The sequence below is a fragment of the Dyella sp. genome (assembly GCF_035508675.1).
Classification (GTDB): Bacteria; Pseudomonadota; Gammaproteobacteria; order Xanthomonadales; family Rhodanobacteraceae; genus Dyella_B.
This window is the reverse complement of record NZ_DATJMN010000218.1, coordinates 1-24,393: the sequence shown is the minus strand read 5'-3', so window position 1 is coordinate 24,393 and position 24,393 is coordinate 1. Positions and strand designations below refer to the sequence as shown.

At 62.2% G+C, this 24,393-nt stretch carries 29 protein-coding genes; 1 reads left to right on the top strand and 28 read right to left on the bottom strand.

Features of this window, described 5'->3' with window-relative positions; all coding sequences use genetic code 11:
- From VMA74_RS11475 to VMA74_RS11345, 27 genes are all read right to left on the bottom strand, one after another.
- Positions 1-1,019, bottom strand: a 1,019-nt coding sequence (locus VMA74_RS11475) for a hypothetical protein (protein ID WP_325367051.1), incomplete at its 3' end; no start/stop codon positions are given.
- A gap of 445 nt (positions 1,020-1,464) precedes the next feature.
- A complete protein-coding gene (locus VMA74_RS11470) occupies positions 1,465-2,172 on the bottom strand; it encodes a sigma-70 family RNA polymerase sigma factor (protein WP_325367049.1) in 708 nt (235 codons plus the stop codon).
- A gap of 17 nt (positions 2,173-2,189) precedes the next feature.
- Complete coding sequence (fliP, locus tag VMA74_RS11465) at positions 2,190-2,933, bottom strand: flagellar type III secretion system pore protein FliP (protein WP_325367047.1); 744 nt, start codon at positions 2,931-2,933, stop codon at positions 2,190-2,192.
- Positions 2,930-3,292, bottom strand: a complete 363-nt coding sequence (locus tag VMA74_RS11460; RefSeq protein ID WP_325367045.1) for a hypothetical protein — start codon at positions 3,290-3,292, stop codon at positions 2,930-2,932. The genes fliP and VMA74_RS11460 overlap by 4 nt, the downstream gene beginning before the upstream one ends.
- Positions 3,289-3,594, bottom strand: a complete 306-nt coding sequence (locus VMA74_RS11455; RefSeq protein ID WP_325367042.1) for a FliM/FliN family flagellar motor switch protein — start codon at positions 3,592-3,594, stop codon at positions 3,289-3,291. Before VMA74_RS11455 ends, VMA74_RS11460 begins: the two co-directional genes overlap by 4 nt.
- A gap of 73 nt (positions 3,595-3,667) precedes the next feature.
- The gene (locus VMA74_RS11450; protein ID WP_325367041.1) at positions 3,668-4,447 is read right to left on the bottom strand and encodes a FliM/FliN family flagellar motor switch protein; all 780 of its coding nucleotides are present in this window, start codon (positions 4,445-4,447) and stop codon (positions 3,668-3,670) included.
- A 3-nt stretch (positions 4,448-4,450) separates the two neighbouring features.
- Positions 4,451-5,635: a flagellar hook-basal body complex protein gene (locus VMA74_RS11445; protein WP_325367039.1), complete on the bottom strand. Its 1,185-nt coding sequence runs from the start codon at positions 5,633-5,635 to the stop codon at positions 4,451-4,453.
- 85 nt (positions 5,636-5,720) lie between these two features.
- Positions 5,721-6,140, bottom strand: coding sequence for a flagellar hook assembly protein FlgD (locus VMA74_RS11440; protein ID WP_325367037.1), 420 nt, complete (start codon positions 6,138-6,140; stop codon positions 5,721-5,723).
- Positions 6,137-6,970: a hypothetical protein gene (locus VMA74_RS11435; RefSeq protein WP_325367035.1), complete on the bottom strand. Its 834-nt coding sequence runs from the start codon at positions 6,968-6,970 to the stop codon at positions 6,137-6,139. Before VMA74_RS11435 ends, VMA74_RS11440 begins: the two co-directional genes overlap by 4 nt.
- The gene (locus tag VMA74_RS11430) at positions 6,967-7,419 is read right to left on the bottom strand and encodes a hypothetical protein (RefSeq protein WP_325367033.1); all 453 of its coding nucleotides are present in this window, start codon (positions 7,417-7,419) and stop codon (positions 6,967-6,969) included. Before VMA74_RS11430 ends, VMA74_RS11435 begins: the two co-directional genes overlap by 4 nt.
- Positions 7,416-8,756 carry a FliI/YscN family ATPase gene (locus VMA74_RS11425; RefSeq protein WP_325367031.1) on the bottom strand — a complete coding sequence of 447 codons (1,341 nt, stop codon included), beginning with the start codon at positions 8,754-8,756 and terminating at the stop codon, positions 7,416-7,418. The genes VMA74_RS11430 and VMA74_RS11425 overlap by 4 nt, the downstream gene beginning before the upstream one ends.
- A 19-nt stretch (positions 8,757-8,775) precedes the next feature.
- A complete protein-coding gene (locus VMA74_RS11420; RefSeq protein WP_325367029.1) occupies positions 8,776-9,453 on the bottom strand; it encodes a FliH/SctL family protein in 678 nt (225 codons plus the stop codon).
- On the bottom strand, positions 9,450-9,905 hold the full coding sequence (locus VMA74_RS11415) for a hypothetical protein (protein ID WP_325367027.1): 456 nt from the start codon (positions 9,903-9,905) through the stop codon (positions 9,450-9,452). The genes VMA74_RS11420 and VMA74_RS11415 overlap by 4 nt, the downstream gene beginning before the upstream one ends.
- Positions 9,902-11,323, bottom strand: a complete 1,422-nt coding sequence (fliF, locus tag VMA74_RS11410; protein ID WP_325367025.1) for a flagellar basal-body MS-ring/collar protein FliF — start codon at positions 11,321-11,323, stop codon at positions 9,902-9,904. The genes VMA74_RS11415 and fliF overlap by 4 nt, the downstream gene beginning before the upstream one ends.
- Before the next feature lie 247 nt (positions 11,324-11,570).
- Entirely contained in the window at positions 11,571-11,885 is a 315-nt protein-coding gene (fliE, locus tag VMA74_RS11405; protein WP_325367023.1) for a flagellar hook-basal body complex protein FliE, read from the bottom strand.
- A complete protein-coding gene (locus tag VMA74_RS11400) occupies positions 11,882-12,304 on the bottom strand; it encodes a flagellar basal body rod protein FlgC (protein WP_325367021.1) in 423 nt (140 codons plus the stop codon). The genes fliE and VMA74_RS11400 overlap by 4 nt, the downstream gene beginning before the upstream one ends.
- A gap of 2 nt (positions 12,305-12,306) precedes the next feature.
- Positions 12,307-12,678, bottom strand: coding sequence for a flagellar basal body rod protein FlgB (locus tag VMA74_RS11395; protein WP_325367019.1), 372 nt, complete (start codon positions 12,676-12,678; stop codon positions 12,307-12,309).
- A gap of 10 nt (positions 12,679-12,688) precedes the next feature.
- Entirely contained in the window at positions 12,689-13,798 is a 1,110-nt protein-coding gene (locus tag VMA74_RS11390) for a flagellar basal body P-ring protein FlgI (RefSeq protein WP_325367017.1), read from the bottom strand.
- The gene (locus VMA74_RS11385; RefSeq protein ID WP_325367015.1) at positions 13,795-14,382 is read right to left on the bottom strand and encodes a flagellar basal body L-ring protein FlgH; all 588 of its coding nucleotides are present in this window, start codon (positions 14,380-14,382) and stop codon (positions 13,795-13,797) included. The genes VMA74_RS11390 and VMA74_RS11385 overlap by 4 nt, the downstream gene beginning before the upstream one ends.
- The gene (gene flgA, locus VMA74_RS11380; protein ID WP_325367014.1) at positions 14,372-15,079 is read right to left on the bottom strand and encodes a flagellar basal body P-ring formation chaperone FlgA; all 708 of its coding nucleotides are present in this window, start codon (positions 15,077-15,079) and stop codon (positions 14,372-14,374) included. Before flgA ends, VMA74_RS11385 begins: the two co-directional genes overlap by 11 nt.
- A 2-nt stretch (positions 15,080-15,081) precedes the next feature.
- On the bottom strand, positions 15,082-15,849 hold the full coding sequence (locus VMA74_RS11375) for a flagellar hook-basal body complex protein (RefSeq protein WP_325367012.1): 768 nt from the start codon (positions 15,847-15,849) through the stop codon (positions 15,082-15,084).
- Between the two features lie 10 nt (positions 15,850-15,859).
- Positions 15,860-16,546: a flagellar hook basal-body protein gene (locus VMA74_RS11370; protein ID WP_325367010.1), complete on the bottom strand. Its 687-nt coding sequence runs from the start codon at positions 16,544-16,546 to the stop codon at positions 15,860-15,862.
- Between the two features lie 23 nt (positions 16,547-16,569).
- Positions 16,570-18,633 carry a flagellar biosynthesis protein FlhA gene (gene flhA / locus VMA74_RS11365; RefSeq protein WP_325367008.1) on the bottom strand — a complete coding sequence of 688 codons (2,064 nt, stop codon included), beginning with the start codon at positions 18,631-18,633 and terminating at the stop codon, positions 16,570-16,572.
- Positions 18,630-19,703 (bottom strand): EscU/YscU/HrcU family type III secretion system export apparatus switch protein, encoded by a 1,074-nt coding sequence (locus VMA74_RS11360; RefSeq protein ID WP_325367006.1) that lies wholly within the window; start codon positions 19,701-19,703, stop codon positions 18,630-18,632. Before VMA74_RS11360 ends, flhA begins: the two co-directional genes overlap by 4 nt.
- Complete coding sequence (locus VMA74_RS11355; protein ID WP_325367004.1) at positions 19,703-20,467, bottom strand: flagellar biosynthetic protein FliR; 765 nt, start codon at positions 20,465-20,467, stop codon at positions 19,703-19,705. Before VMA74_RS11355 ends, VMA74_RS11360 begins: the two co-directional genes overlap by 1 nt.
- A 4-nt stretch (positions 20,468-20,471) precedes the next feature.
- Positions 20,472-20,735 carry a flagellar biosynthetic protein FliQ gene (locus tag VMA74_RS11350; protein ID WP_325367002.1) on the bottom strand — a complete coding sequence of 88 codons (264 nt, stop codon included), beginning with the start codon at positions 20,733-20,735 and terminating at the stop codon, positions 20,472-20,474.
- 2 nt (positions 20,736-20,737) lie between these two features.
- Entirely contained in the window at positions 20,738-21,868 is a 1,131-nt protein-coding gene (locus VMA74_RS11345) for a tetratricopeptide repeat protein (protein ID WP_325367000.1), read from the bottom strand.
- A gap of 483 nt (positions 21,869-22,351) precedes the next feature.
- On the opposite strand from VMA74_RS11345, the gene VMA74_RS11340 reads away from it, so the two are divergent.
- Positions 22,352-22,744, top strand: a complete 393-nt coding sequence (locus VMA74_RS11340; protein ID WP_325366998.1) for a hypothetical protein — start codon at positions 22,352-22,354, stop codon at positions 22,742-22,744.
- 88 nt (positions 22,745-22,832) lie between these two features.
- Here VMA74_RS11340 and VMA74_RS11335 read toward each other — a convergent pair whose 3' ends face one another.
- Positions 22,833-24,296 (bottom strand): UDP-N-acetylglucosamine-peptide N-acetylglucosaminyltransferase, encoded by a 1,464-nt coding sequence (locus tag VMA74_RS11335; protein ID WP_325366996.1) that lies wholly within the window; start codon positions 24,294-24,296, stop codon positions 22,833-22,835.
- Positions 24,297-24,393 lie beyond the last annotated feature (97 nt).

Here is a 24,393-nt window from a genome sequence, read left to right as displayed (position 1 = left end):
GCGATGACTTGGATGAGCTGGCCTTGGGCGTTGGTCAGGTACTGGGTGGCGTTGCCCAGGCCGTCGGTGACAGTGGTGTCATTCGTGCCATAGCTCAGGTTGAGCGTCTGCGCCGCGCTGCCGGTCCCGGTGGTGATGCCGGTGACCTGGTACGCGCCTTGCGCGTCTTGCGTATAGCTGTAGCTGACCGTGGTGCCATCGCTTTGCGTGACGCTGCTGACCAGGTCGGTGGTGCCTTGATACGCGTACGTGGTGGTGTAGCTCGCGCTGGTGGGGTCGGTATCCGAACCCAGCGTGGTGGTGACCGAGGTCAGGCGGCCTTGGGAGTCGTAGCCGTAGCTCACCGCCTGGCGGGTCACCGCGGTGCTCTGGCCGGGCGGCACTTCCTGGATCGACAGGCTGATCAGCTGGTTGCTGGTGTTGTAGCCGAACAGCAGCGTGTCGCCGTCGTTGGCCACGATCTGGCTCAACTGGCCGTTGCTGTAGCTGAAGCTGTAGCTGGCGCCGCTGCTTGTGTCGGTCAGCGCGGCGAGCTGGCCGGTGGCGTTGTAGGTTTCCTGGGTGGTGCTGGCCGCGTCGGTCCAGGTCCAGATGGAGCTCGTGGCGTTCCAGCTGAGCGTGTCGATGGCACCGCTTTGGTCGGTGCTTTGGTACACGCCCAAGGTGGCGTTGTAGGTGTAGACGACGCTCGATCCATCATCGTCGGTACGGGTGATGGTGCTGCCGGCGGTGTTGAGGGCGCCGGTCAGGCCGTTGACGTTGCGGCTGAAGCCGTAGGTCCAGCCGTCGTTGCCATTCAATTGGCCAAGGCTGTTGTAGGTGCGCAGGACGTTGAGCGGGAGGCCGTCGAACAGCAGGCCTTCGTCGTTGCTTTGCAGGACCAGGTTGCCGGTGGCGGCGTTGACGTAGCTGCTGTTGGCCGCCTGGCCCAGCGAGGGAGAACCTCCTTGTGATTGGCCCAGCTGTGTCAGCGAGGTGTTGCCAAGGCCCAGACCATTGCCCGAGATCACTGCGACCATCGTGTTACTCCCAATCGAAGACATGGATCGCCACCGCGGCGGTCCGATTTGCGGGAGTACTAATCTGGGATTTAGGCGAAAAGTTTAGAGCGCCAGACCATGACTGATGGCATAGAAGGACTTAAGGTTGGCGACAGCATTGCTCCCGCCGCCACGAAGAAGCCTGTCCTTGGCGTAAGCCTCGTAGGCTGGCGGTGAGGCGACGCCGAACCCCAACATCGCCATCTGCATGGCAACGTTGGGGTTCGCATATGCTCACCCCAACCTACGCGCTGAATTTCCTGAGGAAGTACATGGAAGCACAATGTTCGGTTGCTGCCGCTCGCTACGCTCGCACCGCACCCTAGCCCTCCCCTACTTCGCAGGGGAGGGAACCGTTTGTCGCGATGATCCAGATGCCCGCTTCGCTTGCGTGCTATTTATAGAAGTGCCCTTAAAAGTTCGGCTACGCCGACTCCACCATCACCCGTTCGCGCAGGCAACATCGCAATCGCTCCAACGCACGCTTGTGCAATTGCGAAATTCGCCCCTTTGTCACACCCAACTGCTCGGCAATCTCCACGAACGGAAACTGGTGGTAGTAATGCATCACCACCACGGTCCGTTCGCGTTCGGTGAGTCGATCCAGGCTCTCTGACACGGCGGCGCTCAACTGGGCTTTTTCAAGCTCGGCGTAGGCGTCCGCCGGTTGCATGTGGCCCGGCATGGATTGCATGTCCAACAAGAAACCCAGGCCCAGGCCGACGGTAGCGGCGACGAAATTCTCCAAGGGATCGCCGCTATCGTCTTCGTGAAACGATTCGACGCGCTCCTTCGCGGCGGCGGCGCGGAAAGGTGCATCGTGGCCCAGTTCCAAGTGAACATTGCGCAGCACGCGCAGCCCATCGAACACGGCGCCGCGTACACGCAGGCGCGCAAACGGCTTGAACGGCACGCCACGGCCCGGATCGAAGCGCTCGATGGCATCCAGCAGGCCGATCAAGGCGTTCTGCACGCAGTCCTGCCAGGCATCCAGCATCAGGTACACGCGCAGATAGACATCGCGCGCAAGCACGCGTGCCCATGGCGAATAGTGCACGATCAGCGCATCACGCGTCGCCGCGCTCCGTTCCTGTTGCCAGCGCAGCCACAAGAGGTCCTCGTCGCTGTCCACGGAGAGCATCTGGGCATTCAGAGGTGATAGCCGCTCAGCAGGGCCTGAGCCAGCAAGGTCCAGCCGTTGATCAGCAGGAACAGCAGAATCTTCAGCGGCAAGCTGATCGTGGTGGGCGGCAGCATGATCATGCCCAGTGCCATCAGGATGGCGGCCACCACCAGATCGATCAGCAGGAACGGCAGGAAAATCACGAAGCCGATCTGGAAGGCGGTGCGCAGCTCGCTCAGCATGAAAGCGGGAATCAACTGCAAGGCGCCGATATCCTGCACCGACTTGGGCGGCGGCACCTTGGCCATGCGTACCACCGCGAGCAGATCGTCCTCGCGCGTCTGGCGAATCATGAACAGCTTGAACGGTTCGAACGCGTGGACGGCGGCCTCTTGGATCGGCATTTCATGGCGAAGATACGGATCGAGGCCGTTCTGCTTGGCGCTCTGAAACACCGGGCTCATCGAGAACAAGGTCAGGAACATCGCCAGCGTAAGCAGCACGCTGTTGGGCGGCGTCTGCTGCAAGCCCAAGGCACTGCGCACCAGCGACAACACCACGATGATGCGCGTGAACGACGTCAGCGCAATCACCATCAGCGGAATGAACGACAGCAGCGACAGCAGCAGGAATGAGCGCAGGATTGGCGAATAGTCCTCGCTGGAAGCACGTGCCATGGCGTCCTGGATGGGATCGGCACACCATCCCGTCAGCGGCAGAAGCATGCCTGCCAAGAGCAGAATGACCGCAAACCACTTGCTGCGGGTCATGACGTTCCCTCGTCGATAGCTGTCATGGGCGTCACCGTGGCGCTCGTGCCGCGGCTGCTTTCCACGATCAGATAAGCCTGGCCACGATAATTCACCACGTGCACCGTCGTGCCCATGCTGAGGCGGCGTGTCGCTTGCAGCTGAATTCCATCGACCGGCGGAGCCACCGTACGGGTTGCGCCCGGCCATGCGATCCAACCGCGGCGGCGAATGAGCATCAAGGCCGCTGTGAGCAGACCCAGCAGGCAAAGCGTTATCAGCAATGCCAAGGCAAAGGTACCCATCGACACCGGCGTGTCCGTGCGATACGGAATGGCAGCCGGTGCCGTCGCCGCCATCTGTAAAACCAGCAAGCTCACAGGATCTCGGTAATCTTCAGGCCGAAACTGTCGCCCACCGCCATCAACTGGCCGCGTGCAATGGATTTGCCGTCGAGTTGCAATATGACCGGCGCATCCAGATGCGTATCCAAGGTGACGGTGTCGCCCTTGCCGAGGCCGAACAGCTTCTCGACGTTCATCTCGGCCGCGCCCAGTACCACATCGAGGCGCACGGTCACGTGCCCGAGCATGGACAAGTTGCGCTTGATGAGCGGGTCGCCCGCAGTGGGTTCGTAGGCGACTTCTTCCAGTTCAATGGGTGCTACGACGATTTCGTTCATGACCGCTGTTCCTAGAATGCTTGGGTATCTGTAGGCCGGGATGGCAATCCCGGCATCATTGCGTTGCTGCCACTCACGGCGATTCCCGATGAATGCCATCGAGCACGACGGCACGTTGCTCACCCGACCGCCGCAGATAGCCTGTCGCCACTGCACCATGTCCCTGCACATGAATCTGCAAGGGTTCATCGAGCTTGCGATCGCCGACCAGCACCTCGCCGACACTCAGGTCGGAAAGATGCGCCAGGTCGACCGAGCCGAAATCCATCACCGCCTGCACCCTCAGCGGCGCCGTGTGGATAGCGGCTTGACGAGATAGCAGGCCAGGTTCCCTGGCGATTGCCGCGGGTGGCGCCAATCGATCCGCCATGCCGCGGTCGATCGCCAGCGTCAGCTGCAAACGCCCGATCGTCGCGATGGCGCGGAAGGCCCCAAGGCGCGCATGCTCCACGCTTAGCGGTGCGTTGTCCCGAGCAAGCTGTGCGGCCTTGCCGATGCCTGCGCGCCGCTGAATGCGCACAGCAAGATCGGCCATGGCATCCTCACCCACCCGTTGCGCCAATTCCGCGTCGGCATCGGTGGTGGTGCTTGCGTTAGCAAGCAGACGCCCTATCGAATCGACATCCTTGCCGCCCGCATACACGGCCAGCACGCCATTGTCGGTGGTCGCCATCCAAGGCAGGTTGCGCTTGTCCTGGCTGCCGTCCTGTTCATCGGCATGCACTTCGACCACGCCTTCGGCCGCACCGACCCACCAGTCGCGCGCCCAATCGTCCACCAGCCCCGCCAGCAGCGCGAGCAAAGCGGTACGGCGGGATTCGCCGAGCCAGCCAAAATGAACGTCCTGTGTCATGCATCAGCTCCCGCGCGTGCTGTCATAGAGTTGTTGCAACATGTCGCTGGACACGGTCATCACACGCGAGCTGGCCTGGTAGCCACGCTGCAGCACGATCATGTCGGCCAGTTCCTGCGTGAGGTCCACGTTGGACATTTCCAGGCTGCTGCCGTCGATGTTGCCGAAGGTGGCGGAGCCGGGACGTCCAATCTGCGCGGTCTGGTTTTGCGGCGGCAGATACAGGTTGCCCTGGATTTCGTGCATGGAGCTCTCGTCCGGAAATGACGCCAGCGCCAATTGCGGGCCTGCATGGGTGGAACCGTCGGCATACGTCAATTGCAGAATGCCGTTGGTGTCGAATGACTCCGAGGAAAGGCCCACCACGCCGTGGCCATCCTGCACCTTGGCAGTAAGGCTGGTAGCCGTGCCGCTGATACCCGTGGCGCCGCTCAAGCTGCCGGGTGTTCCAAAATTGAACACGACGCTTTGCGACTTGCCGCCCAGATTGGCCGTCATGGTGACCGAATTGGCGCCCGCTTCCGGCGCGCCGGTGTTGTCAAAGCTGATCTGGCCGCTGCCCAGCGTGCCGCCGGTGCTGTCGGTGATGGATACATTCCACGTGCTTGAGCCTGTCGGCACCGGCGTGGTTGAACTGCTGGCCGAAGTCAGCGTCATCGTCAGCGTGTGCGCGGTCCCCTGCGCATCGTAAATGGTGATGTCGCTGATCGTGTCCGGCGAAGTGCCGGTGATATTGCCGACCAGGTTCACCGTGGTGGTTGCTGCGGCTGGCAACGTCTTCAGGCTGCTGATATCGATATTGCCGAAGCTGCCGGTGGGGCTATATCCCTGCACCAGGTATTTGTTGACCGAATCTTCCAACTGGCCGGAGGCATTGAAATCGAACTGGCCGGAGCGCGTGTAGTAAAGATTGCCTTGCGAATCTTTCAGGATGAACAAGCCCTCGCCCTGAATGGCGACGTCCGTGCTGGTGCTGGTCTGCTCGATCTGTCCCTGGCTGGTATCCGTACCGGTACCCGCGATCTTGGTGCCGTCATCGTCCAGCACGTTTTCGAAGAACGAATCGCTGCCGCGAAAACCCGGCGTGTTCATATTGCTGATGTTGTTGCTGATGGTGTCCAGGTTCTGGGAGAAACCAAAAAGCCCGGAGACGCTGTTGTACAACGCTTGCATGATGCCGCTGCTCATGGTGCTCTCCTTATGATGGGTTTGCAGCACGCCGTGCCCACGCTTGGCGCCGAATCCGCCATGCGGGTTGCCGCCAGGCGATGGCTCATGGCGTCACCAGCGTGATTTGCGAGAGATTGACGTTGGTCAACACGCTGCCGCTCGATGGCGTCACGGTGAGCTGCACGCCATTCGTGCTGTATTGAATGCCAGTCACCTTGCCGGTCGTGGTCGAGCCGTCGGCATTGGTCACCTGCACGGTATGCGACAACAAGGCAACCGTCTGGTCGGAGGAATCCAAGGTGGACAGGTTGTTGATGCCGGTGATTTCCTCGCTTTGCTGTTCGATACCGACGAACTGCGCAAGCTGGGTAAGAAACTGGCTGTTGTCCAGCGGCTGCATCGGGTCCTGGAACTGCAGCTCGCTCACGAAGAGCTGGATGAAATCCTGTTCGTTGATGCCCGCGTTGGGCAGCGAAGTGGGATTGGTCGAACTCAGGGTGCTACCGATCGCTTCCACTGTCATGGCGTACTCCTCACATTAAGATTCGGCGAAGCCCATACTTCGCGGCCGTTCAACATGATCCTGCTCAGCGGCACACCCTTTTGCCTGGCGTCGCTGAGTACCCAACCCACCAAGTGCGATGCCTCCGCGTCGCCCAAGCGAAAATCGCGTATCCAGGCCACGCTGCTGCCGTCGCGCTGGCGAGTGAAGCGCAGCGAACGTTCTGGCCAGATTGCCTGAGCACCGCTGCCTGCCAGCGTCGAGGTCAAAGCGCTTACCGATGGCGCTTCATCCGCGGCTACCGATGACGGTATTGCCACGGCATGGATGGGTTGCGCTTCGGCTGCTGCTTCCGCAGCCTGTGCGTCCACGGCAACCACCGTTGCGGGGGATGCATCCATCGGCTCGGCCTGCGCGGCCACGGCAGCCTGGTCGATGGGATTCGTGCTCAGCGCCTTGACACTACCGTCCGCCGCCGTCAATTCCGAAAGATAAGCCTGGGCCATCGCGTGCCAGCCAAACACGCGTGCTTCCAGCAATGTTTCCGTCACGCCGACCGGTGCAACGTTCAACTGTTCAGCCGCTTGCATCTGTTGCAACACGGCTGCCTGGATGGACGTCTGCGGTAGCGCGTCGTCGATAAGCGGTGCCGCGTTGGCTGGGTTCGGTTCGAACGGCTGCTGCTCATCGAAACCTTGCCCGGACGCTGCCTTCGGGTTGCTCTGCGCAGATGGCTTGGCCTGCGGCGCCTGCTTCACCAGCTCGTGCGCGAAATCCTCGGCAGGCTGGCGCGACTCATCGCGCTGGGCAAGCTGGGCGGTCTTATCGACCACGCTGAAGACCGTCGTCATGATTCCTCCGCCCGGCTTTCCAGCCACAGCTCGACGCCCTCTTCCAGCGCCTTCGCCGCACGCGCATGGACCAGGGCAAGACGCACGCTATCGAGATGTTCGTGCACGCGTTCGCGATGGCGCTTGGCCATTAGGTTCTCGGCGGCTTTTTCCGCGCGCTGCAGCGATGCTTGCTCGCATGCATCGCTGGCAACTTGCAAGTGGTCCGTCAGCACCAAGGAGAGCTGGGTCAGCAACTCATAGCGAGCCAGGTCGATACCTTGTGCCTGGGCAGCACACGCTTGCGCAGCAAGCGCAACCTTTTCTCGCGCGGCGTCGACAGTCTCCATGCGCTGCCTGGCCGCTCCTTCCTTGTCCACGGATTCGGCCAGCGCCATTTGCGCCTGCAGTTCCTTGACGCGCGCCATGCGCAAGGCAACTTCATAAGCATGCTGCTTGCGTACGCTCATGCCGGCACCCCCGCCCTGGACGCAAGCACCTGTTCGAGCTTGTCGACGGTTTCGCGCAACGATGCCGATTGGCCCGGCGCCTGGCGCAGGCAATCGATCAGCCTGGGGTACAGCACGATCGCTTCATCCAGCGCCGGGTTGGTTCCGGCCTGGTAGGCGCCCATGTCCACCAGGTCGCGCGAAGTCTCATAGGTGGAAATAATCGATTTGACGCGCAACGCCAGCTTTTGCTGCCGCGCATCCGCCACGCGGGACAGCAAGCGACTCACGCTCGACAACAGGTCGATGGCCGGCAGCTGTCCACGACTGGCCAGTTCGCGCGATAGCACCACGTGTCCGTCCAGGATCGCGCGCATGTGATCGGCGACCGGCTCATTCATGTCGTCGCCCTCCACCAGCACGCTGTAGATCGCGGAAATGGAACCGCCGCCGCGTACGCGGCCGCCACGTTCAAGTATTTGCGGCAGCAGGTTGAAAACGGAAGGCGGATAACCACGCGACGTCGGCGGCTCGCCCACGGCAAGCCCGACTTCGCGCTGCGCCATCGCAAAACGGGTGATCGAGTCGACGATCAACAACACATCCAGCCCCATGTCGCGGAAGTATTCGGCCACGGCGTGGGCGGCGTGCACCGCATGCGTCCGCACCAGCGCGGGCTGGTCGGCCGTAGCCACCATCATCACCGAGCGCCGGCGTCCTTCCGGGCCAAGCGATTCCTGCAGAAAATCGCCCACCTCACGTCCGCGCTCGCCGATCATGCCGACCACGACGACGTCCGCGTTCACATGCCGCGCCATCATGCCCAGCAGCGTGCTTTTGCCGACACCACTGCCCGCAAACACGCCGACGCGCTGGCCCTTGGCAATCGGCATGACACCGTCGATCGCGCTGACGCCGGTTTCAAGCGGCTGATCCAGCGGCACCCTGCGCAATGGATTGATCGGGGCGGGCTGTAATTCGCGATAGCCTTCCGCCGCAATCGCGGGGCCGCCATCCAGCGGTTCGCCAAACGCATCCATCACGCGCCCGACCATGGCCCGCGCCACGGGAATACGCAGTGCGCGGCGCAACGAGCGCACACGGGCGCCGGCTGCAATACCGCGCAGATGTCCAAACGGCATCAGCAGCACGCGTCCGTCGCGGAAGCCGACTACCTCCGCGCTGATCTTCTGCGCACGCGCATCGCCATCGATCTCGCACAGCTCGCCGATTTTTACGTCCGGGCCACTGGCCTCGACCACCAGTCCATTGAAACCCAGCAAATGGCCGTACTCCCGCACCAGCGCCGTGCGTTGCAGCGCGCTGTTGAAACGGTCGAGGGCCATGGTTGTGCTCATGCGCAGCGTGCTCCGAACGTCATGGGTGCACCGCTGCCGACTCGGGGCTGGCCGCCAACCCCAAGGTTTCGAGCATGGCACTGTAAATCGCGCTCAAGCGCTGAGCCATGGATGTTTCGGCGTAGCCGCGTTCGGTAACGAGCCGGCACTCGCCGGTCGACAGACTGTGCTCCACCACCACTTCCAGACCTTCGAGGCGATCGGGCACATGCGCACGGTCCGCGGGCGCCACTTGCAGCGTCACTGCGTTGCCGCGATAAGCCTCGGCCATCTGCTGGCAGAGCCGGCGCACCAGCTCGCCGTCTGCCTGCATGCTGCCCAGCAAGCGGGCAAGGCTGCTCAGCGCAAGCTCGAATGCCAGTTGTTCCATCGCTTCTTCATGCGCACGCAATTGCTCCTGCAGGCTCGCGGCCAGCGCGGCCAGCTGCTCGCGTTGCTGCAGCAGGCTCTGTTGCTCGTCCTCCATGCGCTGGCGGGTTTGTTCTTCCCATGCCTGATGAAACTGTTCGGCTTCGCGGCGGCCATCTTCCTCGCCGGCCTTGAAGCCTTCGGCATAGCCTTCGCGATAAGCCTGCACGTCCAGTTCGTCGGGTTGGGCCAACACGTCCGCCAGCATCGGCTCCGGCGCCTTGGTGCTGCTGATGGAGCGCGGCGCCGCGCTTTCCAGCAAGCCGTGGTGTTGCAAGCGGCGGATCATGACGCAGCCCCCGCCGTTCGACCGACCTGCGCGGCCGTATCCAGATAACGCGCCAAGGTATCGGCGAGCGACTGTGGGAACGGCTTGGGCATGCGATTCAATTCATGCCGCACCGATTCAGCCCGCGATTTCTCGCAGGCAGCCAGATAGATATCGGCATGGTCAGGTGCCGCTGCAGCCAGCACGCGCGCTGCCCATGCCGCCGACAGGCGATCGAGCACCACGATCAGCACGTCAGGCGGTGGCACTTCGCGCGCCAGATAGGTGGGCTCATCCGCAAGCACGGCCTGCAGCAGCTCGGCGTCGAGCGTGGTGTAACTCTGCGCCTCGCGAACGAGCGGCTGAAGCGCACGGCGCCAGGCTTCGGGCAGGTGCGCAAGAATCCAGTGCCGGTCGGCCGGGTGCATGGTGGCCAACGCGAGCGCCGCCTTGCGAGTGCCGGCCGGATTCATCGCTCCACCTCGGGTGTCTCGATCCACTGGCGCAGGCGCAGCAGCGCCGCTTCGCGCTCCGACATGGTCAGGCGGCGCGGAGTACTGGTACGCATTGCCATCAGCAACGCTCCCACCAGAAACAATACCAACGCGGCGATCACCGGATAAATCCACCAATAACGGCTTGCCGCGACCGATGATGCGGCCTCGTCGGTCGACGGTGCGGTGGTAGCCGCCGTTGCGTCCGCGCGCACCGCCACCGTGTTATCCAAGGCAGTCGGCGCCGACACCGCAACCGGTTCCGGCGGCGCAATGGCGGCGATGTCCACTTTGTCCCCGCGCGTTGGATCGAGCCCCAGCCCGGCAGACACCACCTCGCTCAGCTTGCTGATTTCGCTGGACGGCAACGTGGCAGGAATGACGATGCCTACGGAGATGCGGCCGACCCGACCCGGCGCCTGGTCCACCTCTTCCTGCTCGCGTCCGTGCGCGTATTCCACCTCGCGGTCACTGCTGGTGGAACCATTGGCATGATCGATGTCGGCGCTATCACCGGCATGTCCGGTGGAGTTGATTTTTTCGCGCACCAACAGGCCGTTGCCGTCCTTGCCCTGCCCGATCAGCTGCTCGCGTACTTGCTTGACGTGGTCGTAATTGAGGCTGACGTTGACGGAGACCGTAAAGTTGTCGGTACGAAGCACGCGGTGCAGCAGCTCACCGACGCGCGCACGCAACTGGCTCTCCATTTGCGATTGCGCATCCAGGTTCGAGGAATTCAACGCACCGTTCTGCCCTTCCGCCGAATACCCGGACAACACCATGCCCTTGTCGTCCAGCACCACCACCGCATCCGGCGACAAGCCTTCCACCGCCGAGGCCACCAAACGCTGGATGCCCGCGACCTCGCGCGCATCCAGATGCTTGGCCGGGCGCATTGTCAACGTGACCGAAGCCTTGGAAGGGTCCTGGTCCGGCGAAAACAGATCCGAACGGCGAATGGTGAGATGCACGCGTGCAGAGGCCACCTCGTCCAGCGCCGAAATCGTCCGCTCCAGTTCTCCCTGCAAGGCACGCTGAAAGTTGACCCGCTGCGCGAATTCGGTCACGCCGTAATCCGAATCCTTGAACAGTTCGAAACCGACGCTGCCACCCTTGGGCACGCCCTGCGAGACCAGCTTCATGCGCGTCTCGTAGACCTGCGCATCCGGCACGAGAATGGTCTTGCCTTCATCCGCCAGACGATAGGGCACCTGCATCTGATCGAGCGCACTGCTGATCTCCGCCGCATCCGTTTCACGCAAGTCGCGGAACAGCACGGCGTAAGGCGGATGCATGATCCACCATGAAGCGACGCCGACGATGCCCACGATCAGCACGATGCCGATCACGAAGGCGACTCGTGCGCGCTGTGACATGGATGCAAAAAACTGCCGCATAGGTATTCCTTTAGTACGGATTCAAATCCTCTCCCCTCGGGGCATAGGTATCTACACAACTTTCAAGAAGCTGCCGTCCACCTCGCCGTTATTCCGGCGAAAGCCGGAATCCGGTTTCAATACGTTTTGCAAAGCACTCAAAAACAATTTTGTGTCCTTCGGACGCGTATTTGAACTGGATTCCGGCTTTCGCCGGAATAACGGCGAGGTGGGTTTGATACCTGTGCCAAGGTGGAGAGGGTGAAAGCTAAAGCTGCATATTGGTCAGGTTCTGATACGCATCCACGATCCGATTGCGCACTTCCACCGCCAGCTGCAATTTCAGCCGCGCGTGTTCCATGGCGATCATCACGTCATGCACCGGTATGTCCTCGCCCGCCGCCAGCGCACGCGCAGCCTGGTCGGCCTGCTCGAGACTGCCGTTGAGTTCATTGACCTGCGAACCCAGCATCTGGATGAATGCCGGGCCTTTCTGGCTGGTTTCGTCCAGCGATTCGGGCATCTGGATCGGCCGGATGTCCACCGGGGCGACGGACGAGCCTTCGATCGGCATCACGTTCATGCGTTGCCTCCCACATCCAGCGCGTGCAAGGCCATGCTGCGCAGCGAGTTGAAGGCGCGCACGTTGGCTTCGTACGCACGGCTGGCGTCCATCAAGGCGCTCATTTCCGACACCATGTCGACGCGCGGGTAGCTCACCATGCCGTTTTTGTCGGCGGCAGGATCGGAAGGATCGTGCTCTTCGCGTGTCGCGGCATCGGTCGCCAGCATGACGGGCTGGGAAGGTACGCCGTGGCCGGTTTCGCCGAGCATCGCATTGAAACTGGCGGCGTACGGCGCGCTCACCCGCATCAAACGCGCAGGGTGGCCCGGCTGGTTCGGCGTATTGGCGATGGCGATGTTATGGCTGGCCGCTTCGATGCGCAGGCGCTCGTATTCCAGGCCAAAGCGTGTTGCGGTAAAAATCTGGTCCACGACCATGCTCAATCCCTCCCGGCCAGAGCTAGTTGCATCAGGGCAAAGCGCCGCGACATCACCGTCGTCAGCGATTGAAAATTCACGCTGGCGGTTTCCAGTTCCGCCACTTCGTCATCCAGGCTGACCGGTGCGTTCGCACCGGGATCGGCCACGTGCACGGATTCACCGAGCATGCGCGGTGTCATCACCTGCAGCTCCTGGGCATCCATGGTGGGTTGCTCGGCGGCCTCGCGCAGCAATCCAGTGGCCTGCGCGAAATCGGCGCGCTGCGGGCGATAACCCGCCACATCCACATTGGCGATGTTGGCGCTGGCTACCTCGGCCCGCATGCGGGCCATGCTTATCCCCAAGCGCAGTGCTTCGGTGGTCAAATCCATGCGTGCCTCCTCATTGAATCACCAGCTCGCCGCGCAGTGCGCCGGCGTCCTTGATCGATTGCAGAATCGTGATGACGTCGCGGGTGGACAGGTGTATGGCCCGCAACGCCGCGATCAGGTCGGCCACCGTCGCACCGTTGGGAATGCTCACCATGCGCGCCTCGGGGTCCTGCACATTGATGTTTGCCTGCGGCACGACCGCCGTGCCGATATTGCGCGAGGGGTTGACCAGGTAGCCGTCCGGCTGTGAAACGAGGTAATCGGTCTGCACCTGTATGCGCAGATCGCCCTGCGAAATGGTGACTGCCCCCAACCGTACGTCACCGCCGGAAACCACGGTTCCGGTACGCTCGTTGACCACCACCCGCGCAATTTCATCCGGTGTCACCGGTACGTTTTCGATCAGGGAGATCGCTTGCACCAGGTCCGACGGCGGCGTGGCGAAGGTAACGCGCACCTTGCCTGCGTGCTCGGCGATGGCGCTGACGCCAGCATTTCGGCGCAGTGACTCGGCGATGCGTTCGGCCGTGGTGAAGTCCGGCTGATACAGCACGACGTCCAGCGTGCGGCCACCCTCGCTCAACCCCAATGGCGCTTCGCGTTCCACCGTGGCGCCGTCTGGCACGCGCCCTACCGTAGGATAATTTTTTCGGTCGAGGCTGCCGAACGCGCGCACTTCATAACCGCCCACCGAGAGCGCACCTTGTGCAAGCGCATAGAGCTTGCCGTCCGGACCGTTGAGCGGCGTCAGCAGCAAAATGCCACCGCCGAGGCTGCGCGCGTCGCCCAGCGAGGACACCGACACATCCAGCTTCTGGCCCGATTCGGCGAACGCCGGCAATGTCGCCGTCACCATCACCGCTGCAACGTTGCGGCTATTGAGATCGTCCGGGCTGACATTGACGCCGAAATGGCTGAGCGTGTTGGCTACCGATTGCACCGTGAGCCGGTTCTTGGTGGTATCGCCGGTGCCGGACAGGCCGATCACCAGGCCGTAACCCACCAGCGCGTTGTCGCGCACGCCCTCCACGCGGGCGATTTCCTTGAGGCGTACGCTACCGCCGGCCAGCGCAGCGGCCGAAAACAACGACAACAACAACAGGACAAGCAGACGTTTCATATCAAACCCAGCCAGCGCGTAATGCGATAGAGAATGCTGTGGCGTTGGGCGGTGGAAATATCCCCCTTGCCGGTGTAGTGGATATCCGCCTCGCTGATGCGGTTCGAAAGAATGGTGTTGCTCGGTGAAATGTCTTCGGGACGCACCAGCCCGGTCAGCGCAAACTGCTGTTTCTCGCCATTGATTTCCACCGTCTGCTCGCCGTGTACGCGCAGCATGCCGTCGCCGTCCACCGCCACCACGCGCACGGCCAGCTGCGCTTGCAGACTACCGGTGCGCGTGGTGTTACCCTGGCCTGCGTCCTCGCCATTGAGCCCGAGGCCGTAGTTGCGCGTGAAATTGCGGTATTGGGCATTGGCGCCGAGCTGCACGCCACCGCTCGCGTCGGTGTTGGCGCTTGCCGTGGCGCTCGCGGTTTCCGTCACCAGCACGGTCAGCGTGTCGCCCACCTGGTAGGCGCGCCGGTCGGCCGCCAGTCCGTGGTAGGCATCCGGGTTGATCATGGAGCCGGTCGATGTCTGCGCGTGTGCCGTAACGCTGATGCACGCGGTGAACAGGCCGATAAGTAAGTATCTAGTCAACAACTTGCACTACTCCCTTGTCGGTAATGCGCGCACGCACGGGCGCTTCGGCGCCATCGACCTGCACCAGCACGGTATCGCCGGCATTGCCGTGTCCGATCGCCGTGCCCTTGGCCTCGAGTTTGATCACGCCGTACGACTCCAGCACTTCCACCCGCTGCTGCCGGTCGACGTCCGGAATGCGCTCGAAGTCTTCGAGCACCACCGGGCTGCCAGCCACCACGGCATGACGCAAGCGCATGCCGTCGAGCTGGTGCGGATCGGTCACGAGGCTGCCTTGCAAAGCGGCGATATCCGCATCGTGCGATACGAACTTCAGTGCCGACGCCGCCGTGCCGAGGGAAGCATCCAAGGCGTAGGTCGGCACCTCGCGCTGGACACTTACCGCAAACCACACGGTGGCCGAGCGCACCACGGTACCGTTGACGCTGACCTCCACCGGCACGCTGACGCGCGACCGCGGCCAGCGACCTTCGGGCTGCCTGGCCTTTAGCGCGAGCTTGCCGGCGAGTACCTGCACGTCTTCCGGCTTGCCCACCACCGCAAGCTGCGCGGTTGCCTTGTCGTTGCCGAGGCGGGCATCCATCTCGGCCTGCGCGACGGCGACGATGCGTGCAGCCGGCACCGTCTGCAGCAACGGCGACGCCGCGGCACAGAGGCTCACGGCAAACAGCAAACTGGCGGGCAGCAGTCGACGCATGCTTACTGGCGCAGGTTGTTGATGGTGTCCAGGATCTGGTCCGACGCCTGCAGCACGCGTGCATTGAGCTGATAGGCACGCTGTGCGATCACCAGCGTCGCCATCTCGCTCACCATGTCCACGTTCGAGCTTTCCAGCGAACCTTGCAGGATGGCGCCCATGCCGCTGTCATTGGGCTTGCCCACGCTGGGATCACCCGACGCCTGCGTCGGTACATAGTTATTGCTGCCCACCGACTGCAAACCTTCCGGCGAAGGGAAGGTGCTCAGCTCCAGCGTGCCGAGCAATGTCTGGCTGCTGCTGCCACCTACCTGGGCGTAAATCTGTCCGTTCTGGTTGATCTGGATGTTGGTGGCGTCCGGCGGAATCTGGATCTGCTGTGCCAGGCGGCTGCCATCCGCCGTCGCAAGATAGCCGTCGGTATCCACATGCAACTGTCCATCGCGCGTATACACGTGATTGCCATTGGCATCGGCGACTTCCAGGAAACCTTCGCCCTGGATGGCGATATCCCAGGTGTTGCCAGTCTGCTGCATCTGGCCTTGCGAGAACACCGCACTGGTCGACAGTACCTCCGTACCGGCGCCGGACTGGCTTGGCGTCAAACCGGCCTGCACTTGCGACGGCGTAATCACTGCGATGTCGCCGAACGAGGTGCGCTTGGCCTTGAAGCCAGGCGTCTGCATGTTGGAGAGATTGTTCGACAAGGTGTCGATCTGGCTCTGCACGGCCTGCAAGCCGGAGGTGGCGATATTCAGCGCGTCGATCATGTTCGTATCCTCAAGAGTTGTCGCCGATATGGTTGATGCCTTCCTGCAAGGCCGCGTCGTAAGCCTGGATGGCGCGCTGCACCGATTGCGCGTGGCGGGTGAGCGCCATCAAGCGCACCATTTCCTCGCCGGGGTCGACGTTGGATTGCTCCAGCGCCCCCTGTTGCACACGGCCGATGAACTGCCCGGCGCTCGCGTCGGTGCCGGAGAAGCTGTAAAGCCCGCCCCCCATCTCGCGTAGTTCGCTGGGCTTGTCGACGTTCACGATCTGCAGGCTGTCGATCTCGTCGCCGTTGTCGGTGATGGTGCCTGCGGCATCGATTTGCACGTTGGCGTGGTTGAGCGTGATCGGGCCGGCCTGCCCCATCACCGGATGACCGGCTGCATCCACCAATTGCTGGTCCGCGTCCAGATGGAACTGGCCATTGCGCGTCAACATTTGTTGGCCATCGACGTCCACCACGAAAAAGCCCGGGCCGCGGATGGCCATGTCCAGCGGATGCCCGGTGGTGGAAAGGCTGCCATCGGCGAGGCTCAAGGTCGGCGTGTCATCGAGCAAACCGGTACGAAAATCCGTGGCGAGCCGCTCCGCGCGATAGCCGGTGGTGCGCATATTGGCCACGTTCTGGCTCAGCACGTCGAGCAGCGCCACGTCATTGCTCAGGTAACTCGCTATGCCTGGAATGATATTGGTCAAGGGTATCCCTCCTAAGAGCCTGTCTAAGCAGCAGCAGAAGAAGTGGTGACGGTGCCGAAGGCCTTCACCATCACGGTGGCCGGCACTTCGTTGATGCCCAGCACGGTGACGTGTGGCAGGCTGCGCTGGATCAGCGCGCGCAGATGGCGGCGTACCACGCTGGGACAAAGCAGTACCGGCAGATGGCTGCGCGCCATCATCGCCTCCGACTGCTTGGCCAGGCCGCTCAACAGCGCCTCCAGCTGACCGAGATCGGCGAGCAGCGCACCGGAACCCTCGCGCTGGCGTACCGCCGATACGATCGAGCGCTCCAGTTCCGGCGCCAGCGTGAGTACGTAAAGCTCGCCCTGCGCATTGCTCACGCGCTGGCAGATGGACGGCCCCAATCGTTCGCGCACGCGCTCGACCAGGTCATCCGTCTGCTTGTGTGTCTTGCCTGCGTCGACCAGCACTTCAAGAATGGTCTCGACATTGCGAATGCTGACTTGCTCGCGCAGCAGCTGTTGCAGCACTTTCTGCACATCGGTGTACGACATCACGCCCGGTACCAGTTCGTCGACCAGCGAGGCCTGTTGTTCGCGCACGCGCATGACCAGACGCTCAGTTTCCGCACGCGTCAACAATTCCGGCGCATGCCGCTTGGTCACTTCGCCCAGGTGCGTAATCAGCACCGTCTCCGGATCGACCAAGGTATATCCCGCACCACGGGCGTATTGCCGCTGGTCCGGGCTGATCCACTGGGCCGGCAGGCCATACGCCGGATCACGCGTTTCACGCCCCTCCAGCTTCGGCCGCTTGCCGCCGGGATTGATCGCCAGCAAGGCGTCGAAACGCAATTCGCCACGGCCTACGCGCGAGCCTTGCACCTGGATTTCGTAGGCGTCTTCGGCGAGCGATGATCCCTGCACCAGCTTGACCTTGGGAAGAATGAAGCCAAGGTCGAGCGCGAACTGCTTGCGGAACGTGCTGATGCGATCGCCCAGGTCCAGGCCGCGCGCCTTGTACGTGGACGAAATGCTGCTGCCCAGGTGAATCTCCACCGGTTCCACGGAAAGCAGCCGATAAAGATCCTCTTCCTCGCGCTTGGCTTCCGGTTCGGGCGTTGCTTCTTGCTTCGCTGCGGTGGCGCTGCCGTTGCGCGTGGCAAAAAACGTCAGGGTGCCGACCCCGATCAGTACCATCAGCACCGGCCACGCCGGCAAGCCCGGCAGCGCCAACAGACCTGTCAGCGCCAACGCCACAATGAACAAGGTGCGCGAACTGGACAGCACCTGGTTGGCGATTTCCGTACCCAGCTGCGCATCCGATGCCGCACGCGTGATGATAATGCCGGTGGCCACCGCGATCACCAGCGAAGGAATCTGCGTGACGATGCCATCGCCCACGGTAAGCAGCGTGTACCGATGCACGGCTTCCGTCCATGGCATGCCATGTTGCACCATGCCGACCGTCAATCCGCCGATGATGTCGATCAGGATGATCATGATGCCGGCGATGGCATCGCCTTTCACGAACTTGGTCGCGCCGTCCATCGCACCGTAGAAACTGGCCTCCTTCTCGATCTGCGTGCGGCGCCGCCGGGCCTCGTGCTCATCGATCAGCCCCATGTTCATGTCGGCGTCGATGCTCATCTGCTTGCCGGGCATGCTGTCCAGGGTGAAACGCGCCGCCACTTCGGCAACTCGCTGTGCACCGTTGGTGACCACCACGTACTGCACCACCACCAGGATCAAAAACACCACCAGGCCGATGACGTAGTTGCCACCCACCACGTACGAACCGATCGCATTGATCACCCGCCCCGCGTTGCCCTTGTCCAGGATCAGGCGCGTGGCGGAAATATTCAGCGCCAGGCGGAACAGCGTGGTGATCAGCAACAACGAAGGAAACGTCGAGAAACTCAGCGGCGTCTCGGTAAAGAACGTAATCAGCAGCACCAGCATGGCGCTGGTGAAATTGAGCACGAGCAGGAAATCCAGCAACGCCCCCGGAATGGGCGTAAACAGGATCACCAGGATCGCGATCATCCCCATCACCAGGATGACGTCGCGCTTGCCGTTCCAGAGCTGGCCGAAGAGAGCGTTCACGAAAAAATCCTGTTGCCCGGGCGCTTCATCAGCCAGCGGTAGACCGGCGCCAGCGGTTTGTACAAATGCGCCGGCACTGGCCGGTCGACCTTGCATTCGCGATACAACGCACGCGCCAGCTCCGGCGAGCGCAGGCACGGCACGCCCGATTGCGCTGCCAGCTTGCGCATGCGCGCGGCCAGCGCATCACTGCCTTTGGACAGCACCACCGGCGAGCGCATCGTCTTGGGCCGGTATTTCAAGGCGATGGCGAGATGCGTTGGATTGGTCAATAGCACGTCCGCCTCCGGCACGCGGCGCACGGAGCGGGAATGCTTCAGCAGCTCCACCATCAGGCGACGGCGCTTTTGGCGGATATCCGGGTCGCCTTCGCGGCGCTTCACTTCGTCCTTGATGTCGCGCCGGCTCATGCGCAGCTTGCGGATGTATTCGCGACGCGTGAACCACAGGTCGAACAAGGCTACCAGCGCAAGCAGCACCAGCATCCAGGTGGTGACTTGCACATAGATCGAGCGCAGCACCATGCCGATAGACGACGGCGCTGCAAACGCTACGGCCTGCACCTTGCGGCCGATGCTGGCTGCCAGCATCCACGCCACCGTGCCGAGCAGGCCCAGCTTCAGCGTGAGCTTGAACAGCTCCCACAGGATGCGCAGCGAAAAAATCTTCTTGGCACCCTCGGCCGGGTTCAGGCGATTGAAATCCGGCTTGAGCGGCTGGGTGCTGAACACCGGACCGGTCTGCATCAGATTGGCCACCACGGCGGCCACCAGCATCGCCATCACGATCGGCAGGATCGCCTGCCAGGAAGGTTGAAACGTGCGCTGCAACCAGGCCGCCAGGCTCGCCGACGGCGCCGGCGCATTCCCGGCCATGAGAATCGTGCGGGACACCGAACGCGCCAACGCCGCGGCAATGCCATACGACGCCGCGGCCAGCGCCACGCTGAATACGATCATCACCACGATCCCGCTCAAGTCCGCGCTGCGCGGCACCTGCCCGCGCTCGCGCGCTTCCTCCAGGCGGAACGGCGTTGGCTGTTCGGTCTTGCTCTGCTCGTCGGCGGCCATCAGTGCACCCCGGACGGCGTAAACATGGTGAATGCGTCGCGATACATACGCTCGATCAAGGGCGGCGCGTAGCGCAACGATCCGGCCAGCAGCATGAAGCCCGCCAGCACCTTGATCGGCAGCGCAACGAAATACGCATTGGCCTGCGGCATCGAGCGGCTGGCATACGCCACCGTCAGGTCGATCGCGAACAAGCCCAGCATGGTGGGCGCGGAAACCATCAAGCCGAGCAAAAACTGCGACGACAGCTTCGACAGCAGCATCTCGGGCGACACCAACAGGCCGCCGCTGCCGAGCGGGATGATCCGGATCGACGCCATCATGCCCTGCAACAACAACAGATGCAGCCCCAGCGAGAAGAACACCAGCAGACCAGCCCATTGCACAATGGTGCCAGCCAAGGCTTCGGCCGCGCGCGTGTTTGGGTTGAACAGGCTGGCTGCGCTGACGCCGGATTGGATATCCAGCACGCGCGCCGAAAAGCCGAGTGCCGCCATCGGCAACACCACGGCGAGGCTCAGCGAAAAACCGAGCACGCACTCGCCTGCCATGGCCAGCACGAACGGCACGGGATGATCAGGATCCAACGCCACCGCAGCTACTTGATGCACACCCACCGCCAGCATCGTCAGCGCCAGCAGCACGCACATGCGAATGGAGGCCGGCACACCATTGAAGGGCGTGAACGCCGGCACCATCAGCAACGGCGCAAACCTCGCCATGGCGAGCAAAAACGTGCCGACGAGCGTATCGATCGCTCCCATGCTGCTACATCCCTGCAATCAGGCCGAACAAGTGCTTGGTGAACTCCACCACCACCGCCATCATCCAGGCGCCGGTGACCACCACCATCGCCACAACCGTGATCAGCTTGGGGATGAAGGTAAGCGTCATCTCCTGGATCTGCGTCACCACCTGGAAAATCGAAATCACCACACCCACGGCAAGCGTGGCGAGCAGGATCGGCGCGGACACTTTTGCGGCCGTCAGCAACGTCTGTGAAAGCAAGTGCATTGCGGTATCGCTATCCATGGCTACCCCCTGGGACGCACTAGTTCGCGCAGCTTGAAAATGAAATCCGCCGGCACATTACCCACGCCTGGCGAACGCGCAAGGATGCCTTCCACCAGCTTGCGCGCTTCGTCGGCACGCCCCTCGTCCATCAGCAAAACGCTTTGCGCATAACGTGCGGCGCGGCCTTGCGGATCCAGGCGCATGGCGCGCTTGATCGATTCTTCTGCTTCCTTGCGCTCGGAACGCAGCGCATGCACCAGGGCGAAACCACCGTGCGTCTCACCAAAGGTTCTATCCAGCGCAAACGCCTTGTCGAAACTGTGCTTGGCGCCGGCCAGGTCGCCTTCCAACAGCTGGCACCACGCCAGCGCGTGCCAGGTGCCGATGTGATCAGGCATGTCCACCGCTGCGCGTTCGAGCAGGGAACGCGCTGCCGGCACGTCGCCGCCCAGCATCACGCTCTGCCCCAATCCGAGCCAGGCGCGTCCCGAATGGGGATGCTTGGCCAGCACATGCTCGAACGCCGCCGTTGCTTCCTGCACGCGTTGCGACCAGAGCGCGACCGTGCCGCGCACAAGGCCCGCTTCGTGCTGATCCGGATCGGCCCTTAACGCCAATTCGGCTTGTTCGGATGCACGCGCCGTATCGCCGATATCCAGCCACAGCAAGGCGCGCACGCCTTGCACTTCCGGCAGGCGCGCGCCGGATTGAATGGGCGCCAGTGTTTCCAGCGCTGCGTCGAGGCGCTGCAGACGATAAAGGACTCGCGCCTTGAGCAGCGCCAGCGCGACATCGTCGCCGTCGGCATCGTGAGTATGCGCAAGCGTCTGCAGCGCCTCCTCCGCATGCCCTTCTGACAACTGCGCATAGGCCAGATCGTGCACGACACCGGCTGGCGCGATATCCATCTGGCCCAGCAAGGCCTGCAACAAGGAAATGGCAGTCTTGGCGTCACCGCGCAACAGCGCGCAACGCGCTTCCCGAAAACGCACACCGGGCGTTTCGCGCAACAACGTGGATACCTTGCCGATGCGGGCCATGGCGTCGTCAAGACGCCCTGCCCCAAGCAGTTCGTCGAGAAGATCGCAAAGCAGAACGGGATTTTCCGGATCGCGGTCCGCAAATCCGGCAAGCAGGGCGGCGCGACTCAAGGCGTCCCCCTAAACTTTTTCGGCATTACCCCGATATAGCCAACCGCGAAGACCTCGAAGGTCTTCGACCACACGACATCCCACCGCACGGCTACTGCTCCTTGCGTACGGACCTCCGCCCGAACGCCCTCCTTCCCCTTACTGCATCCTTACGATGTGCATGGCACATCGCTTGGTCCTTGCGTTCCGCCAGTCACTTCACACCCAGTTCGTGACGTAGATCAAAACGTGCCTAATTAATCTAGGGTCGAGTTTCACCTACTGTCAACAAACTTCTCACGCTGTCTTGATCAACCTAAAGCTTGCAAAAACTGACAAGGCCAATCGCAAGATTTTGCTTCCAAGTTATGTAACGGAAAGACATGCACTTTGCGCGCTAATTCGCGTTTCAAATGAAGTCCATTCATGCATGTGAAATCTTTGTGACGAACGACAAGTGCCCGCTACACTAGCGGTCGAACGCCGCAACCTCCCGGAGCCCACATGCCCACGGATCGCATTTCACCCTCGTTATCGTTGGTAGAAACACTGAGGGCACTTGCGCGCGGGCGCACGCCGGATGCTCGCCCCGCCAACGACCCCGGCAAACCTGATCCTGGTGCATCGCAAAAGCCGGTCGCCCGCAAGCACGACGTGCAAGCGCTGCGCCAACGCCTGCACGAGCTTGCCGCCGAGGTTGACCCTGGCAATGAGCCGTCGATGCTGCAGGCAAGAACGCAAATCGTACGAGAGATTTTGCTATGGGAATTCGGTAGCGACTTCCGCAACGATTTGCAGTTCGTGCCGATGGTGGATGCCATCGGCAAAACACTGGATGCCGACCCGGCGTTCCAGCAGCGTTTTTTGAATTTGATGGCGGATTTGCGCAAGGATTGATTGCGCCGGATCCAACATAGGCTGGGATGAAATCCCAGCATGTATTGGCATGGCGATGCTGGGATTTCATCCCAGCCTGCGAGAAACCTCAACTCTCAAACGTCTCAGGCAACTTTCCCGCCCGCCGATGCTCGGCCATCCGCCACAACAAGCCCTCGAAATCCCGCGCAAATCCCTGGATATCGAACAAACCCGACGTCAATCGCTGCTTCAACAGTTTCGCCTTGATGGCAGCCCGGTAATCCGCATCCCTGCCATAGCGCACCGCCTTCATCACAAACGCCGCATCATCCGCCGCATTCATTTCCGGCATGCCCAGATGATGGTTCAAGCTGCCGGCCACCCTGCTCGCAAACGTGTCGCCCGGCCGCGTGAGCACCGGGCAGCCTGCCCACAAAGCGTCAGAAGCCGTGGTATGCGCGTTGTAATCCTCTGTGTCGAGAAACAAGTCCACGTGACGATAGCGCGCCAAGTAAGCGTGGTGCGGCAGTTTGTCCATAAAGACCAGGCGCGACGGCGCCACGCCTGCTACCTCTGCAGCCTGTTGCAATCGCTCACTCGAACGCCCTTCTCCGCGTAATAACCACAATACGCTGCCGGGCACTTCTTTCAGTACCTGCAACATGCGCGTCATGCTGCACGGATTGAATTTGTAGCTGGCGTTGAAACAAGCATAGATGACGCCCGTTGCGGGCAGCCCGCAGGTCTTTCGCGAAGGGGGAATGCCCACTTTTCTACTGGGGTCGGTGGATTGATAGCAACGCGGCAAATAAGCCACTTTTTCGGCGAAATACGGCTGTAGCGAGGATGGCAAGACGAAGCGATCGGCCATCACGTAATCCATGAAACGCGCCCCGGTCGTGCCGGGATAGGCCAACCAACCGGCCTGCACAGGCGCGGGGCGATAGGCAAACACCGTCGGCTTCCGTCCACGGCAGTAACCGTCAAGGTCCACAAGAATCTCGACGCCATGCGCCTGGATATATTCGGCGATCTCGCGCTGCGGCTTGCCTGAAAGATCATGCAAGGCATGCACAGCAGCGGCCAGGCGTTTGCAGGCCGGATGGTCCGTGGCATTTTCGCGGGTCGAAAACAGATGTATTTCGAGCCGCGAATGCCGCAACTGCTCAAACAGTGCCGACGTGAGCAGCGTCGTGGGGTGTGGCCCAAAGCCATGCGACAGAAATCCGACACGCAAGAGCCCGGCATCGATGGATGCGTTGCGCTTTACTTCAATCGGCTGCTGCGAAGCACACCCTTCGATCCAGCTGGCCAGACAACCAGCATACGCAAACTGCTGAGCGGCCGTAGCCGGTTCGGAAAGAAATTCAAACGGTGCAATATGCTCAGGAAGGCGGTCAATCGTCTCCAACAACAAGTGACTGAGATGATCCAAGTCTTGCCAATGACAGATACTGCGACGATAGAACACCAACATGCGCAGGCTGCGCAGATCGCTCCGATCCAGCTTCCACAAACAGGCAAATGCCTCGGCTGCGGCCTCGTGATCCTGCACGCGCTCGGCCAACATCGCCCATTGGCGGACAAGCATGATCTGGCCTGGCGACAGTTCGGCAGCATGCCTCGACGCCTCCAAGGCCTCGGCCAACCGCTCCTGGCCAATCAGCGCATCGGTAAGCAACTGCCAC

What these genes read in the sequence shown, in the direction of transcription:
- fliP (WP_325367047.1), bottom strand. Translation starts at nt 2,933, where the DNA reads ATGACCCGCAGCAAGTGGTTTGCGGTCATTCTGCTCTTGGCAGGCATG.
- VMA74_RS11455 (WP_325367042.1), bottom strand. Translation starts at nt 3,594, where the DNA reads ATGAACGAAATCGTCGTAGCACCCATTGAACTGGAAGAAGTCGCCTAC.
- VMA74_RS11450 (WP_325367041.1), bottom strand. Translation starts at nt 4,447, where the DNA reads ATGACACAGGACGTTCATTTTGGCTGGCTCGGCGAATCCCGCCGTACC.
- VMA74_RS11445 (WP_325367039.1), bottom strand. Translation starts at nt 5,635, where the DNA reads ATGAGCAGCGGCATCATGCAAGCGTTGTACAACAGCGTCTCCGGGCTT.
- VMA74_RS11440 (WP_325367037.1), bottom strand. Translation starts at nt 6,140, where the DNA reads ATGACAGTGGAAGCGATCGGTAGCACCCTGAGTTCGACCAATCCCACT.
- VMA74_RS11435 (WP_325367035.1), bottom strand. Translation starts at nt 6,970, where the DNA reads ATGACGACGGTCTTCAGCGTGGTCGATAAGACCGCCCAGCTTGCCCAG.
- VMA74_RS11430 (WP_325367033.1), bottom strand. Translation starts at nt 7,419, where the DNA reads ATGAGCGTACGCAAGCAGCATGCTTATGAAGTTGCCTTGCGCATGGCG.
- VMA74_RS11425 (WP_325367031.1), bottom strand. Translation starts at nt 8,756, where the DNA reads ATGAGCACAACCATGGCCCTCGACCGTTTCAACAGCGCGCTGCAACGC.
- VMA74_RS11420 (WP_325367029.1), bottom strand. Translation starts at nt 9,453, where the DNA reads ATGATCCGCCGCTTGCAACACCACGGCTTGCTGGAAAGCGCGGCGCCG.
- VMA74_RS11415 (WP_325367027.1), bottom strand. Translation starts at nt 9,905, where the DNA reads ATGAATCCGGCCGGCACTCGCAAGGCGGCGCTCGCGTTGGCCACCATG.
- fliF (WP_325367025.1), bottom strand. Translation starts at nt 11,323, where the DNA reads ATGCGGCAGTTTTTTGCATCCATGTCACAGCGCGCACGAGTCGCCTTC.
- fliE (WP_325367023.1), bottom strand. Translation starts at nt 11,885, where the DNA reads ATGAACGTGATGCCGATCGAAGGCTCGTCCGTCGCCCCGGTGGACATC.
- VMA74_RS11400 (WP_325367021.1), bottom strand. Translation starts at nt 12,304, where the DNA reads ATGGTCGTGGACCAGATTTTTACCGCAACACGCTTTGGCCTGGAATAC.
- VMA74_RS11395 (WP_325367019.1), bottom strand. Translation starts at nt 12,678, where the DNA reads ATGGATTTGACCACCGAAGCACTGCGCTTGGGGATAAGCATGGCCCGC.
- VMA74_RS11390 (WP_325367017.1), bottom strand. Translation starts at nt 13,798, where the DNA reads ATGAAACGTCTGCTTGTCCTGTTGTTGTTGTCGTTGTTTTCGGCCGCT.
- flgA (WP_325367014.1), bottom strand. Translation starts at nt 15,079, where the DNA reads ATGCGTCGACTGCTGCCCGCCAGTTTGCTGTTTGCCGTGAGCCTCTGT.
- VMA74_RS11375 (WP_325367012.1), bottom strand. Translation starts at nt 15,849, where the DNA reads ATGATCGACGCGCTGAATATCGCCACCTCCGGCTTGCAGGCCGTGCAG.
- VMA74_RS11360 (WP_325367006.1), bottom strand. Translation starts at nt 19,703, where the DNA reads ATGGCCGCCGACGAGCAGAGCAAGACCGAACAGCCAACGCCGTTCCGC.
- VMA74_RS11355 (WP_325367004.1), bottom strand. Translation starts at nt 20,467, where the DNA reads ATGGGAGCGATCGATACGCTCGTCGGCACGTTTTTGCTCGCCATGGCG.
- VMA74_RS11350 (WP_325367002.1), bottom strand. Translation starts at nt 20,735, where the DNA reads ATGGATAGCGATACCGCAATGCACTTGCTTTCACAGACGTTGCTGACG.
- VMA74_RS11340 (WP_325366998.1), top strand. Translation starts at nt 22,352, where the DNA reads ATGCCCACGGATCGCATTTCACCCTCGTTATCGTTGGTAGAAACACTG.
- VMA74_RS11335 (WP_325366996.1), bottom strand. Translation starts at nt 24,296, where the DNA reads ATGCTTGTCCGCCAATGGGCGATGTTGGCCGAGCGCGTGCAGGATCAC.